Raw genomic sequence first — 14,107 nt, forward strand, 5'->3', positions numbered from 1 at the left:
GCCCGGGCCCGGGGTTCACAGTTTGCCGCCGCGCCCGCCCTCGCGACGCGCGGGCGCGATGAGCGTCGAGAGGTACGGCAGGGGAGCGCCGTCGAGGTCGCCGGCCGGCCGGATGGACTCCTCCGGCAGACCGAGCGCCGACCCCCACACCGCGTCGTCGATCCGTCCGGTCTCGCGCAGCGCCTCGGCCACCTCACGGGCCTGCCGCCCGAACTTGTAGGCGACGACGGTCCCGGGCCCGTTCAGCGCCTCCTTGAGCACGGCGGACCCGGCGGTGACCGGTACCAGCGTCAGTGGCTCGGTCCCCTCCGTCAGCACCGCCCCCGAACGCGCCGCGAGGTCCTGCATCGCGGTGATCCCGGGCACGGTCTCGACGACGACACCCGGCACCGAGTCGCCGACGGTCTGCGCGAGATAGGTGAAGGTGGAGTAGACGTTCGGGTCGCCGATGGTCGCGAAGGCGACGGAGCCGTGGGCCTTGAGCAACCGCGCGACCTGCTCTCCGGCCGCGTCCCAGGCGGCCTCGCGGCGCGCCCGGTCACTGCGCTCGTTGAGCGCGAACACGACCCGGACGACCTTCTCCTGCGGCACGTAGTGCAGCACGGTGGCCTCGGCCCGCCCCGGCTCACCCACATCGGTTCCATCGGCCGCGGCCATCACCGGTACGACGACGACCTCGGCGGCGCGCAGAGCGTTGACGCCCTTGACGGTCACCAGCTCGGGGTCGCCGGGCCCGACCCCGACTCCGATCAGTCTGCTGCTCATGTCGTCCGGCACCTCTCCACGAACCTACGGGCGACACCGGGCTGGGCCGCCCAGTGCGTGTGCAGATAGCTCGCGTGCACACCTCGCTGTACAAAACCCTCGACCCGCCGCTGTCCGGTCCGGATCCCCCAGGCGGGGTCGGCCCCCGCCCCGGGCTCCACGACCGTCCGGTGGAACTCGTGGCCCCGCATCCGGGTCCCGGCCGCGGCCAGCACACTGTCACTCACGGCCACCGCGTCCCGGTACCCGAGCGTCAGCCGCTCGCCCATCCGCGCGGAGGCGTCCAGCACCCCGCACATGGGCTGCCCGTCGAGCTCCCGGCACAGATACAGCAGCCCGGCACACTCGGCGGCGACGGGAGCACCACTCTCGGCCAGGGCCGCGACGGACTTCCGCAGCAGTTCGTTGCCGGACAGCTCGGACGCGTACACCTCGGGAAACCCGCCTCCGATGACCAACCCGGCGGTTCCCTCGGGCAGTTGCTCGTCCCGCAGGGGGTCGAACACCACGACCTCGGCACCGGCGGCGGTGAGCAGTTCGGCGTGCTCGGCGTAGGAGAACGTGAAGGCCGCTCCTCCGGCGACCGCGACTCTCAGCCCGTCCGGTGCTTGAGGGCGAGGCCTTTCGGGCCGAAGCGGGGGACCGGGGGCGGCAGCCCCCGGGGACGGGACGGGAAGGGGCGGCGGGGGCGAAGAAGCCAGAGCCTCACCCGCGTCCCACCCCGCACAGGACAACGCGCCCGCACTCCGCGCCAGCGCGGTCAACGCCTCCAGATCACACCCGGCGGCTACCTGCGCGGCCATCGCCGCGACGGCCTCCACCGCCTCGGCCCGCCGCTCGGCGACCGGCACCAGCCCCAGATGCCGGGACGGCGTGTCCACCCGCGCCACCCGCCGCAGTACCCCCAGCACGGGCACTCCCGCCGAGTCCAGCGCCTCCCGCAGCAACTCCTCGTGCCGGTCCGACCCGACCTTGTTCAGGATCACGCCCCCGACCCGCACCTCCGGGTCCCAGGAAGCGAACCCGTGCACCAGCGCCGCCACCGACCGGGACTGCGACGACGCGTCCACCACCAGCACCACCGGCGCCCGCAGCAGCTTCGCCACCTGGGCCGTCGACGCCAGTTCGCCCTCCCCGGCGGCCCCGTCGTACAGCCCCATCACGCCCTCGACCACGGCGATGTCACAGCCCCGCGCGCCGTGCGCGAACAACGGCCCGACCAGTTCCGCCCCGCACAGGTACGCGTCGAGGTTCCGCCCCGCCCGCCCGGTGGCGAGCGCGTGATACCCGGGGTCGATGTAGTCCGGTCCGACCTTGTGCGGGGACACGGCGAGCCCCCGCGCGGCGAACGCGGCCATCAGCCCCGTGGCGACGGTGGTCTTGCCGTTGCCGGAGGCCGGCGCGGCGATGACCAGCCGAGGGACGGAAGCGGTCACCACTCGATGCCCCTCTGCCCCTTCTGGCCGGCGTCCATCGGATGCTTGACCTTGGACATGTCGGTGACGAGGTCCGCGAAGTCCACCAGTTGCCGGGGCGCGTTCCGCCCCGTGATCACGACATGCTGGGTCCCGGGCCGGTCCCGCAGCACGGAGACGACCTCGTCGGTGTCGATCCACCCCCAGTGCATCGGGTACGCGAACTCGTCGAGCACGTACAGCCTGTACGTCTCGGCCGCCAGGTCACGCTTGACCTGCGCCCAGCCCTCCCGGGCCTTCTCCTCGTTGTCCAGCTGATCGTCGCGCTGGACCCAGGACCAGCCCTCGCCCATCTTGTGCCAGTCGACGGACCCGCCCTCGCCGCTGGCGCCCAGCACCCGCAGCGCGTTCTCCTCGCCGACCTTCCACTTGGCCGACTTGACGAACTGGAACACCCCGATCGGCCATCCCTGGTTCCAGGCCCGCAGCGCGAGCCCGAAGGCGGCGGTGGACTTGCCCTTCCCGACCCCGGTGTGCACGACCACCAGCGGCCGGTTACGACGCTGACGGGTCGTCAGGCCGTCCTCCGGCACGACACTCGGCTGCCCCTGCGGCATTACGCGGCCCTCCTCGAGTTCCCCTGAACTTCCCTGACCAGCCCGGCGATCGAGTCCGCCCGCAACTCGTCCAACGTCACCGCGGTGCCGTCCAGCTCATCCGCGAGCCGGCCGGCGAGCCCCAGCCGCACGGGCCCCGACTCGCAGTCGACGACCACCGAGGCGACCGAGCCGGCCGCGAACAGCCGGGCCGCCCGCCCGGCGAGCGCCACCGGCTCCGGCCCGCCCGTGGCCCGCCCGTCGGTCACGACCACGACCAGGGCCCGCCGCGCGGGGTCCCGCAGCCGCTCCACCCGCAGCACCTCGTGCGCCTTGAGCAGCCCCGCCGCGAGCGGCGTGCGCCCACCCGTCGGCAACGACTCCAGCCGGGCCGCCGCGGCGTCCACGGAGGAGGTCGGCGGCAACGCCACCTCGGCGGCTGACCCCCGGAACGTCAGCAGCCCCACCTTGTCCCGCCGCTGGTAGGCGTCGAGCAGCAGCGACAGCACCGCGCCCTTCACCGCGCCCATCCGCTGCCGGGCCGCCATGGACCCGGAGGCGTCGACGACGAACAGCACCAGGTTTCCCTCGCGCCCCTCCCGCGTCGCCTGCCGCAGATCGTCACGGCGTACGACCAGACCGCGCCCCGAGCGCCCCCGCGCCCGCTGATGCGGCGCCGCGGCCTGCACGGTCGCCGCCAGGTGCAGTTTGGTCAGCGCACCCCGGGGCCGTCGTGCCCCGGTCGTCCGCCCGTGCTCGGTCCGCGCCCGTGAACGCCGCCCCGCGGCGCCCTCACCGAGCCCGGGCACGCTCAGCACCTTGGTGCGGAAGGGCTCGGCGGCCGGCGCCGGCCGCTGTTCACCCGGACCGCTCCCGGCCGGCTGCTCACCGCTCTCGCCGCCCTCTTCGCCCGCCTCGGGCCGCGCGCCCGTGTCGTCCCCCTCGGGCCCGTCAGCGGGCGGCTGCCCGCCGCCTGAGCCGTCGGGACCGTCGGGACCGGGATCAGGGTCCTCGTCCTCGGACCCGCCGAACTCCTCGAGGGTGTCGTCGAGCTTGTCCTCGTCGAGTCCCGGCGCGTCGAAGGGGTTACGGCGCCGCCGGTGCGGCAGCGCGAGCAGCGCGGCCTGCCGGACGTCCTCCGCGAGCACCTCGGTCCGCCCGGCCCACGCCGCCAGCGCGGTCGCCGTCCGCGCCATCACGATGTCGGCCCGCATGCCGTCCACCTCGAAGGCGGCACAGGTCGCCGCGATCTGCCGGAGCGCCCCGTCGCCCAGCCGCACCGACGGCAGCAACTCCCGTGCCGCGACGACGCGTCGACGCACCGCGGCTTCCTCGTCCGCCCAACGGGCCGTGAACCGGGCCGGGTCGTCGTCGTACGCGAGCCGCCGCCGGACCACCTCCACCCGCTGGTCGGGCTCCCGCGAGGCCGCGACCTCGACGGTCAGCCCGAACCGGTCCAGCAACTGCGGCCGCAGTTCGCCCTCTTCGGGGTTCATGGTCCCCACGAGCAGGAACTTCGAGGCGTGCCGTACGGAGACCCCCTCGCGTTCGACGTACGAAGCGCCCATCGCGGCCGCGTCCAGCAGCAGGTCGACGAGGTGGTCGTGCAGGAGGTTGACCTCGTCGACGTAGAGGATCCCGCGGTGGGCGTCGGCGAGCAGACCGGGCTCGAAGGCCTTCACGCCCTCCGACAGGGCCCGCTCGATGTCGAGGGCGCCGACCAGCCGGTCCTCGGAGGCGCCGACCGGGAGCTCGACCATCCGCGCCGGCCGTTCGACCCCGTCGCCCGGCTCGTGCGGTCCGTCCGGGCACTGCGCGTCCGGCTTGGCGGGGTCGCAGGAGAACCGGCAGCCGGCCACCACGGGGACCGGCGGCAACAGCGCCGAAAGGGCCCGTACCGCCGTCGACTTGGCGGTGCCCTTCTCGCCGCGCACCAGCACCCCGCCGACCGCCGGGGACACGGCGTTCAGCAGCAGCGCGAGACGCAGGTCGTCCTGGCCGACCACGGCCGTGAACGGGAACGGGGTACTCACTTGTCGTCGCCCTCCAAGTCGCCTTCCAGCTCCAGGTAGGTGGCCCGCAGCCGCTCGATCGTGTCGGCGTCCGGCTCGGCCCACAGCCCGCGGTCCGCGGCCTCCAGCAGCCGTTCCGTGATGCCGCGCAGCGCCCAGGGGTTGGACTTCTTCATGAAGTCCCGGTTCTCCTGGTCGAAGACGTACTCCGCGCTGAGCTTCTCGTACATCCAGTCGTCCACGACCCCGGCCGTGGCGTCGTAACCGAAGAGGTAGTCGACGGTCGCCGCCATCTCGAAGGCGCCCTTGTAGCCGTGCCGCCGCATCGCCGCCATCCAGCGCGGGTTGACCACCCGGGCACGGAACACGCGGTGCGTCTCCTCGCCGAGCGTGCGGGTCTTCACCTGGTCGGGGACGGCGGAGTCACCGACGTACGCCTCGGGGGAGGCCCCGGTGAGGTGGCGCACCATGGCGACCATGCCGCCGTGGTACTGGAAGTAGTCGTCGGCGTCGACGAGGTCGTGCTCGCGGGTGTCGACGTTCTTGGCGGCCACGGCGATCCGCTTGAACGCGGTCTCCATGTCCCCGCGCGCGCCCCGCCCGTCGAGCCCGCGCCCGTAGGCGTAGCCGCCCCAGACCGCGTACACCTCGGCGAGGTCGGCGTCCGACCGCCAGTTGCGCGCGTCGATCAGCGGCAGCAGCCCGGCACCGTACGCGCCCGGCTTGGAGCCGAAGATACGGGCCGTCGCACGCCGCCGGTCGCCGTGCTCGGCGGTGTCCTCGTCGGCGTGCGCCTTCACGAAGTTCTGCTCGGCCGGCTCCTCCAGCTCGGCCACCGCGCGCACGGCGTCGTCGATCAGGCCGACGACGTGCGGGAACGCGTCCCGGAAGAACCCGGAGATACGGACCGTGACGTCGATGCGGGGGCGTCCGAGTTCGGCGAGCGGCACGACCTCGAAGCCGGTCACCCGGCGTGAGGCGTCGTCCCACACCGGACGGCAGCCCAGCAGGGCCAGGATCTCGGCGATGTCGTCACCCTGGGTACGCATCGCGGACGTGCCCCACACCGTGAGGCCGACGGACTTCGGGTACGCGCCGGTGTCGTCCAGGTACCGCTGCACGAGCGAGTCGGCCAGCGACTGCCCGACCTCCCAGCTCAGCCTGGACGGAATGGCCTTGGGGTCGACGGAGTAGAAGTTGCGGCCGGTCGGGAGCACGTTGACCAGGCCGCGGGTCGGCGAACCCGACGGGCCCGCCGGGACGTAACCGCCGTCGAGGGCCTTGAGGATGTGGCCGATCTCGTCGGTGGTCCGCGCCAGCCGGGGCACGACCTCGTCGCAGGCGAACTCCAACACGGCCACGGCCTCGGGGAGTTCGGTGCCCAGGACGTCCCTGACGAGCGCACGGCTCTCGGCGGTCGCCCAGCCCCGCTCCTCCATGCCCTCGGCGATCCGCCGGCACAGCTGTTCGAGGAGGTCGACGGCGTCGGCCGCGCTGCGCGCCGGCCCGTCCACCAGGTCCGTCAGCTCAGCCGGCACCTTCAGCGGCGCGCCGGGCTCGGCCAGCAGCTCCTTCTCGACGAGTCCGAAATGGGCGGCCAGACAGGCCCGCAGTCCGGGCAGCGCGTTCGCCTGCCCGCCCCACACCTGCGAGGCCCGCAGCACGGCGAGCACGAGGTTCACCCGGGGCTCACCGACCGGACCGCCGCCGAGGATGTGCAGCCCGTCGCGGATCTGCACGTCCTTGATCTCGCACAGATAGCCGTCGATGTGCATGACGAACTCGTCGAAGGCGTCGTCGTCCGGCTGGTCGTCCACGTGCAGGTCGTGGTGCAGTTCGGCCGCCTTCACCAGCGTCCAGATCTGCGCGCGCACGGCCGGCGCCTTCGTCGGGTCCAGGTCGGAGACGAGCGCGTACTCGTCGAGCAGCTGCTCCAGCTTCGCCAGGTCGCCGTAGGTGTCGGCCCGCGCCATCGGCGGCACCAGATGGTCGACGACGGTGGCGTGCCCGCGCCGCTTGGCCTGGGTGCCCTCGCCGGGGTCGTTGACGATGAAGGGGTAGATCAGGGGCAGTTCACCGAGGACGGCGTCGGGGGCGCAGCCCCCGCTGAGCCCCAGTCCCTTGCCCGGCAGCCACTCCATCGTGCCGTGCTTGCCCATGTGGACGATCGCGTCGGCGCCGAAACTGTTCTCGAGCCATCGGTAGGCCGCCATGTAGTGGTGCGAGGGCGGCATGTCCGGGTCGTGGTAGATCGCGATCGGGTTCTCGCCGAAGCCGCGCGGCGGCTGGATCATCACGACGACGTTCCCGAACTGCAGCGAGGCGAGCACGATCTCGTCCCCGTCGACGTAGAGGGAGCCCGGCGGCTCGCCCCACGCCTCCAGCATGCCCTCCCGCAGATCCGGGTCGAGCTTGTCGAACCAGGCCCGGTAGTCGGCCAGCGGTACGCGCGCGGGCGCGGCGGCGAGCTGTTCCTCGGTGAGCCATTCGACGTCGTGGCCACCGGCGTTGATGAGCCGGTGGATCAACTCGTCGCCCTCGTCGGGGTGCCCCTCGACGACGTACCCGGCGTCCCGGAGCGCGTCCAGCACCCGGACGGCAGAAGCGGGCGTGTCCAGCCCTACCGCGTTGCCGACCCGGGAGTGCTTGGTCGGGTACGCGGTGAAGACCAGCGCGAGTTTCTTGTCCTGGTTCGGCTTGTGCCTCAGCCGGGCGTGCCGTACGGCGATCCCCGCGACCCGCGCGGCCCGCTCGGGGTCGGCGACGTACACGGGGACGTCGTCCGGGCCCTGCTCCTTGAAGGAGAAGGGCACCGTGATCAGTCGCCCGTCGAACTCCGGGATGGCGACCTGCATCGCCGCGTCCATGGGGGACAGGGCGGCGTCGGACTCGTCCCAGGCGGCGCGCGAGGAGGTGAGGCACAGCCCCTGCAGCACCGGCACGTCGAGGTCGGCGAGCGCCCCGATGTCCCAGGCCTCCTCGTCACCGCCGGCCGACGCCTGCGAGGCGTGGGCGCCGCCGGCGGCGAGGACGGTGGCGACCAGGGTGTCGGCCTTCCCGAGGATCTCGTACAGTCCGGCGTCGGCGCCGCGCAGGGAACCGCAGTACACCGGCAGGGCGTTGGCGCCCCTCGCCTCGATCGCGTCGCACAGCGTGTCCACGAAGGCGGTGTTGCCGCTCAGCTGATGGGCCCGGTAGAAGAGCACGCCGACGGTGGGACGGCCGTCCTGGAGCACCCGCTGCCCGTGCACGCCGTACTCGGGCATCTTCCGCGGCTCGACGAACCCCTCGCCCGTCAGCAGCACGGTGTCGGACAGGAACCGTGCCAGCTCGGTGAGGTTGGCGGGCCCGCCCTCGACGAGGTATCGCAGCGCCTCGGCCACCACGCCGGCGGGCACGGACGACTCGGCCATCAACTCCGCGTCGGGCACCGACTCCCCGCCGAGCAGCACCGTGGGGATGCCCGAGGCCTTCAGCGCGGCGAGCCCGTCCTCCCAGGCGCGCTTGCCGCCGAGCAGCCGTACGACGGCGATGTCCGAGCCGTCGAGGAGCCCCGGCAGCTCCTCGGCGACGTCGACCCGGGTCGGATTGCCGATCCGGTACGAGACGTCGGAAGCGGCCCGGGCCGCCAGCAGATCCGTGTCGGCGGTCGACAACAACAACACTGTGCTCATGCGGGCGCTCCCGGTGGAATGAAAGGCAGTCCTTGTGGCGCGCCGGACTCGATGAGCCGCCACAGCGCGTCCGTGTCCGCGTGCTGTTCGATCAGGTCGCCGAGCCGGTCGAGCTGCTCCTCGCGCAGCCCGGCGAACGACGTGTCGGGTGCCGGCACGAAGCGGCGGCCCGCGGCGGCCGCCACCTCGCGCAGAAAGGCCCGCCGGAAACCGTCCGACTCCAGGGAGCCGTGCCAGTGGGTGCCCCAGGTCTGCCCGACCCGGCACCCGTCCAGGAAGGGCTCTCCGCCGACGACTTCGGCGACCCCGTGATGGATCTCGTACCCCTCGACGGGTTCGCCGAGGGCCTCGCCGACGGGCCGGGTGAGGGTCTTCTCCCTGGCGAACCGCACCCGCACGGGCAGGAGACCGAGCCCGTCCACGTGCCCGCGACGGCTCTCGACCTCGTCCTCGATGTGCTCGCCGAGGACCTGGAAGCCACCGCAGATGCCGAGTACCGGCCGCTGTTCGGCGACCCGCCGGACGACGGCCTCGGCCAGCCCCCGCTCGCGCAGCCACTCCAGGGCGCGCACCGTCCCCCGTGTCCCCGGGATGACGACGAGGTCGGCGTCCGCGAGCTCCTCCGGCCGGTCCACGAACCGCACGACCACACCCGGCTCGGCGGCCAGCGCGTCCACGTCGGTGAAGTTGGACATCAGCGGGACGGCGCAGACGGCGATCCGCAGGACGTCCGCGCCGACGGGCGGCGCCACGTTCGACTCCCGGACGGTCCCCCGCAGGGAGACCCGCAGCCCGTCCTCCTCGTCGATGCCGAGCCCGTGCCGGAAGGGCAGCACACCGTACGTGTGCCGTCCGGTGAGCCCGTGCAGCATGTCGAGCCCGGGCTCCAGAAGGCTGACGTCCCCGCGGAACTTGTTGACGAGGAACCCGGCGACGAGCGCCTGGTCCTCGGGCGACAGCAGCGCCACCGTCCCGAAGAAGGATGCGAAGACACCCCCGCGGTCGATGTCCCCGACCACGAGCACGGGCAGCCCGGCGTTGCGGGCTATCCCCATGTTGACGATGTCGGTCCGCCGAAGGTTGATCTCGGCCGGGCTGCCGGCCCCCTCACAGATCACCGCGTCATACGTGCCCCGCAACTCGGCGAGGCAGTCGAGTACGGTCCCCAGCAGCTGCTGCTGCCGCCCTCCGTGATACCCCCGCGCACTCATCTCCCCGACCGGCTTGCCGAGCAGCACGACCTGACTGCTGCGCTCACCGCCCGGCTTCAGCAGCACCGGGTTCATCGCCGCGGTCGGCTCGACCCGGCAGGCCTGGGCCTGCATGGCCTGAGCCCGCCCGATCTCGGCCCCCTCCCTCGTCACGAACGAGTTGAGGGACATGTTCTGCGCCTTGAACGGCGCCACCCTGACGCCCTGTCGCACCAGCCACCGGCAGATCCCGGCGGTCACCACGCTCTTGCCGGCGTCGGAGGTGGTACCGGCGACCAGAAGCCCACCACCGGTCATGACGAACGCCCCCTCACCACGAGTCGCGCGGCGACACCGACGCCGAGCGTGAGCCAGCCGACGCGCCGCGAAAGCCGTACGGCGCGTTCGATGTCGGACGTGGCGACGGCGCGCCCCCGCCCGTTGAGCACGGGCCGGCGCTCGACGCGCCCCCCGTACGACAACGTCCCCCCGAGCCGCACGCCCAGCGCCCCCGCGAACGAGGCCTCCACGGGCCCGGCGTTGGGACTGGGATGCTTCGCCGCGTCGGCCCGCCAGGCCCGCAGGGCCCCCCGCGGGTCCGGACCGGCCAACGCGGCCAGTACGGCGGTGAGTCGCGCCCCCGGCCACCCGGCGAGGTCGTCGAGGCGAGCGGAGGCCCAGCCGTACCGGCGGTAGCGGGGCGACTTGTGGCCGACCATGGCGTCGAGGGTGTTCACGGCCCGGAAGCCGAGCAGCCCGGGCACCCCGCCCAAGGCCCCCCACACCAGCGCCCCCACCACCGCGTCGGAGGTGTTCTCGGCGACGGACTCGACCACCGCCCGGGCGATCCCGTCGGCGTCGAGAGCCTGCGGGTCGCGCCCGCACAGATGCGGCAGCCGGGCCCGAGCGGCGTCGACGTCCCCCGCCTGAAGCGCCCGGCCCACGGTTCGGGCCTCCCGGGCGAGTGAAGTCCCGCCGACCACGGCCCAGGTGGCGGCGCCGGTCAGCGCGAGGGAAGCGGCAGCGGACGGACGGACGGCACGGGCGGCCACGGCGCCGAGCGCCACGGCGCCACCGGCGCACACCACGGCGTGCAGCGTGCCCCACCCCCGGTGGTCCCGCCACAGCACCCGTTCCACGGCACCCGCGGCCCGTCCGAACGCGGCGACCGGATGCCCACGGCGCGGATCGCCGAGCAGCAGGTCGCCGAGAAGGCCGGCGGCGGTGCCGTACGCGAAGACGCGATCGGCACGCATGGAGTCAGCCGACCGCTGTCACAGACAGGGCGCTGGTGATGAACCTCGAACGGCAGCCGCGCATGGCGATATGTCCTCACTCAGGGTGTCCACGCCCTGGTTCGACGAGATCGGCGGTGAGAGTTCCTGGCTCCCGAGGCTTACTACCCCGGTGACAGTGGCGGGACCGCGCCGGATTCACACCGGCTTCCTCTCCTGCCGCCGTACATGGCTCGGGCAGTCCACCACGGGGTTGGAAGGGCCGTCAACTTGCTGTTGACCTGCGGCGGGGGAGTGTGCTGAGGCCCACACCGCCGACCCGGCGGGCGGCTCGTCGGGGGTGCCGCGCGGGCAGTTCGCGGGCGCGGGGGAGCTTTCCGGGGGCGTGCCGAAGCCCCTGTGCGCCGCGGTGACCAGGAGAGCCCTCCGCGGAAACGGCGACCGGGCGGGGCGGGACACGAGGTCCCGCACCCGCCCGGTCTGCGTGACCGTCAGGCCACGATCAGATAGATCCCGTACGCCACCGCGGCCGCGCACGCCGCGAAGCACGCGTACGCGCCGGTGACCGCCAGCCCCGCCGAGCCTCCCTGCGCCGTCGCCCGCTCCTGGCGGGAGAGGCCGACGATGCCGAGGGTGAAGAGGGCCACGAGGGCCACGGTGATGATGAGGCTGACGCCGAAGACGGATCCGAGGGCCGCCCAGTCGATCTTCATGCCGGTTCTTCCTTCAGGGGAGATGGTGCCTGGGGGGCGGGGATCAGACGGTGGTCGTGGCCGTCGAGGCCGCGGGGTCCGCGGCGGCCGGGGCCGGGATCGTGGCCGTGAGGTCCTCGGTCACCGGGCCCACGGGCGGCGGTGTCACGGCGGCGATCGCCGTGGTGACCACGCCGGCCGGCTCGTCGCTGTCGTTGACGTTGGTGTGGTCGACGACCTCGCGGCGGGAGATCTTCCAGATCGCGGCGCTGGAGCCGACCAGGAAGACCGCGACGAGGCCGGTGCCCCAGGCGCCGAAGCCGGTCACGTACTCCGCGAGCGCGCCGACCAGGGCGGCCGCCGGAAGCGTCAGGCCCCACGCCACGAACATGCGCGTCGCCGTGGACCAGCGGACCACGCCGCCCTTGCGGCCGAGGCCGGCGCCCATCACCGAGCCGGAGACGGAGTGCGTGGTGGAGAGGGAGAAGCCGAGGTGCGAGGAGGCCAGGATGACCGTGGCCGCGCTGGTCTGGGCGGCGAAGCCCTGCTGCGGCTGGAGGTCGGTCAGGCCCTTGCCCATGGTGCGGATGATGCGCCAGCCGCCGAGGTAGGTGCCGAGCGCGATCGCGATACCCGCGGAGAGGATGACCCACATGGGCGGGTCGGAGTCGGGGGCGACGGCGCCGCCGGCGACCAGGGCGAGGGTGATGATGCCCATCGTCTTCTGGGCGTCGTTGGTGCCGTGCGCGAGGGAGACCAGGCCGGCCGAGGCGATCTGGCCGGTGCGGTAGCCCTTGGCCGCGGCCTTGCCGTCGGCCTTCTTGCCCAGGGAGTAGGACAGGCGGGTGGCGAGCATCGCCGCCAGACCCGCGACCAGGGGGGCCGCGATCGCCGGGATGAGGACCTTGGTGACCAGGACGTCACCGTGCACCGCGCCGACGCCGGCCGAGGCGATGGTGGCGCCGATCAGGCCGCCCATCAGGGCGTGCGAGGAACTGGAGGGCAGACCCACCAGCCAGGTCAGGAGGTTCCAGAGGATCGCGCCGACCAAGGCGGCGAAGATGACCTCAGGACGGATGCCGGTCTCGTCGACGAGACCCTTGGAGATCGTGTTGGCGACCTCCACGGAGAGGAAAGCGCCCACAAGGTTCAGCACGGCGGACATGGCCACCGCGACCTTGGGCTTGAGTGCACCGGTCGAGATGGTGGTGGCCATCGCGTTGGCGGTGTCGTGGAAACCGTTCGTGAAATCGAACGCGAGTGCGGTTACCACCACAATCGCGAGGATCAGCGAGAAGTTTTCCATTTACCCAGGCAATCGTTCGAGGTCATTGGCCATATGAACGTAGGTAATCTGGGTGAACGGAAGATGAACTGAGCAGGGCCGCACGGTGTCCGGTGTCGATGGTTCTCGCACCGCCGCACCCCGTCCGCTCCGCGCGGCCCGGACGCCGCACGGCTACCCGCTTCCGGCGAACTTCCTCAGCTGCTCGAGGGACCCGTTGAAGAGATCCTGGTCACCCTGCAGGCTGCCGCCGTTGTCGTACTGCCAGATCGTCCGGAACGACCAGCCATCCCCGGCCAAACGAGACCGAAGAGGCCCGCGTATGCCCGTATGTGCCCTTTCGGGAGAGACGGTTCCGGCCTGAAGTGCCCCTGCCCGGAGGCAGTTCGGCGCCGCCCCTGACAGGATCGCGGCATGGCTGAGGAGCAGCGGGACGACAGGGGCGTGCGGGATGGCGGGGAGGGCGCACGGCAGGTGCGGGAGCCGCGGGGGAGGCGAGTGCGCCCCGAGGAGGCGCACGCGTGGGAGGCGCTCGTCGCGACCGCCCGCCGCACGGTTGCCGACGGACTGGTCGTCGGCACCTCAGGCAACGTCTCCGTACGCGTCGAGGACACCGTCCTGGTCACACCGTCGGGCGTCCCCTACGACCGGCTCGCGCCGGACGACGTCACCGGCGTCGACCTCGACGGCCGGCAGGTGCTCGGCACCCTCGTGCCCACCAGCGAACTGCCGATGCACCTGGCCGTCTACCGCGCGACCGACGCCGGCGCCGTCGTCCACACCCACGCCGTGCACGCCACGGCCGTCTCCACGCTCGTCCCCGAACTCCCGGCGATCCACTACGTGACCGGCACGCTCGGCGGACCGGTCCGGGTCGCCCCGTATGCCACGTACGGCACCGACGAGTTGGCCGAGAACATGCTCCGCGCCCTCGCCGGCCGCTCCGCCTGCCTCCTCCAGAACCACGGCACCCTCACCTACGGCGGCACCCTCGACCAGGCCTACGACCGCACGGCACAGCTGGAGTGGATGTGCCGCCTGTGGCTGACGGCCTCCTCGGTGCCGGGGCTGTCCCCGACGCTGCTGTCCCAGGCGCAGCTGGCGGAGGCGGAGGAGCGGCTGCGGGGGTACGGGCAGCGGGGCTGAGGCGGTGGCCGAGACGGAGCGCCGCGGCGAAGAGGCTGTCTGAGCCCTGGGTATCGGGGCAGTCGAGGTCCATGTCTCGCCCGAGGTCACCCCGAAC

The 14,107-nt window shown here is 72.8% G+C and carries 10 protein-coding genes, 1 pseudogene and 1 riboswitch; of the genes and pseudogenes, 1 reads left to right on the forward strand and 10 read right to left on the reverse strand.

The window, feature by feature from the left end; genetic code table 11:
- Positions 1-15: 15 nt before the first annotated feature.
- The 10 genes and pseudogenes from cobI to AQJ84_RS44515 all read right to left on the reverse strand — a co-directional run.
- Entirely contained in the window at positions 16-765 is a 750-nt protein-coding gene (cobI, locus tag AQJ84_RS35520) for a precorrin-2 C(20)-methyltransferase (protein WP_030040056.1), read from the reverse strand.
- On the reverse strand, positions 762-2,201 hold the full coding sequence (locus AQJ84_RS35525) for a cobyrinate a,c-diamide synthase (protein WP_030040057.1): 1,440 nt from the start codon (positions 2,199-2,201) through the stop codon (positions 762-764). The genes cobI and AQJ84_RS35525 overlap by 4 nt, the downstream gene beginning before the upstream one ends.
- The gene (cobO, locus tag AQJ84_RS35530) at positions 2,198-2,797 is read right to left on the reverse strand and encodes a cob(I)yrinic acid a,c-diamide adenosyltransferase (RefSeq protein ID WP_030040058.1); all 600 of its coding nucleotides are present in this window, start codon (positions 2,795-2,797) and stop codon (positions 2,198-2,200) included. Before cobO ends, AQJ84_RS35525 begins: the two co-directional genes overlap by 4 nt.
- Entirely contained in the window at positions 2,797-4,809 is a 2,013-nt protein-coding gene (locus tag AQJ84_RS35535) for a putative cobaltochelatase (RefSeq protein WP_053191891.1), read from the reverse strand. The genes cobO and AQJ84_RS35535 overlap by 1 nt, the downstream gene beginning before the upstream one ends.
- Positions 4,806-8,462: a cobaltochelatase subunit CobN gene (gene cobN, locus AQJ84_RS35540; RefSeq protein WP_030040059.1), complete on the reverse strand. Its 3,657-nt coding sequence runs from the start codon at positions 8,460-8,462 to the stop codon at positions 4,806-4,808. Before cobN ends, AQJ84_RS35535 begins: the two co-directional genes overlap by 4 nt.
- Positions 8,459-9,970: a cobyric acid synthase gene (locus tag AQJ84_RS35545; protein ID WP_053191893.1), complete on the reverse strand. Its 1,512-nt coding sequence runs from the start codon at positions 9,968-9,970 to the stop codon at positions 8,459-8,461. Before AQJ84_RS35545 ends, cobN begins: the two co-directional genes overlap by 4 nt.
- Complete coding sequence (locus tag AQJ84_RS35550) at positions 9,967-10,908, reverse strand: cobalamin biosynthesis protein (RefSeq protein ID WP_053191895.1); 942 nt, start codon at positions 10,906-10,908, stop codon at positions 9,967-9,969. Before AQJ84_RS35550 ends, AQJ84_RS35545 begins: the two co-directional genes overlap by 4 nt.
- A 101-nt stretch (positions 10,909-11,009) precedes the next feature.
- Positions 11,010-11,149, reverse strand: a riboswitch (cobalamin riboswitch).
- Between the two features lie 229 nt (positions 11,150-11,378).
- Positions 11,379-11,600, reverse strand: a complete 222-nt coding sequence (locus tag AQJ84_RS35555) for a hypothetical protein (RefSeq protein WP_030040062.1) — start codon at positions 11,598-11,600, stop codon at positions 11,379-11,381.
- A 43-nt stretch (positions 11,601-11,643) separates the two neighbouring features.
- Positions 11,644-12,885, reverse strand: a complete 1,242-nt coding sequence (locus AQJ84_RS35560; RefSeq protein ID WP_030040063.1) for an inorganic phosphate transporter — start codon at positions 12,883-12,885, stop codon at positions 11,644-11,646.
- A 153-nt stretch (positions 12,886-13,038) separates the two neighbouring features.
- Positions 13,039-13,152: pseudogene (locus AQJ84_RS44515) on the reverse strand (hydrolase); the annotation flags it as partial.
- Positions 13,153-13,278: 126 nt separating this feature from the next.
- Between AQJ84_RS44515 and AQJ84_RS35565 the strand changes: the two are divergent.
- Positions 13,279-14,010, forward strand: a complete 732-nt coding sequence (locus AQJ84_RS35565; RefSeq protein ID WP_030040064.1) for a class II aldolase/adducin family protein — start codon at positions 13,279-13,281, stop codon at positions 14,008-14,010.
- Positions 14,011-14,107 lie beyond the last annotated feature (97 nt).

It is taken from the genome of Streptomyces resistomycificus (assembly GCF_001514265.1).
In the GTDB taxonomy this organism is placed as follows: Bacteria; Actinomycetota; Actinomycetes; order Streptomycetales; family Streptomycetaceae; genus Streptomyces; species Streptomyces resistomycificus.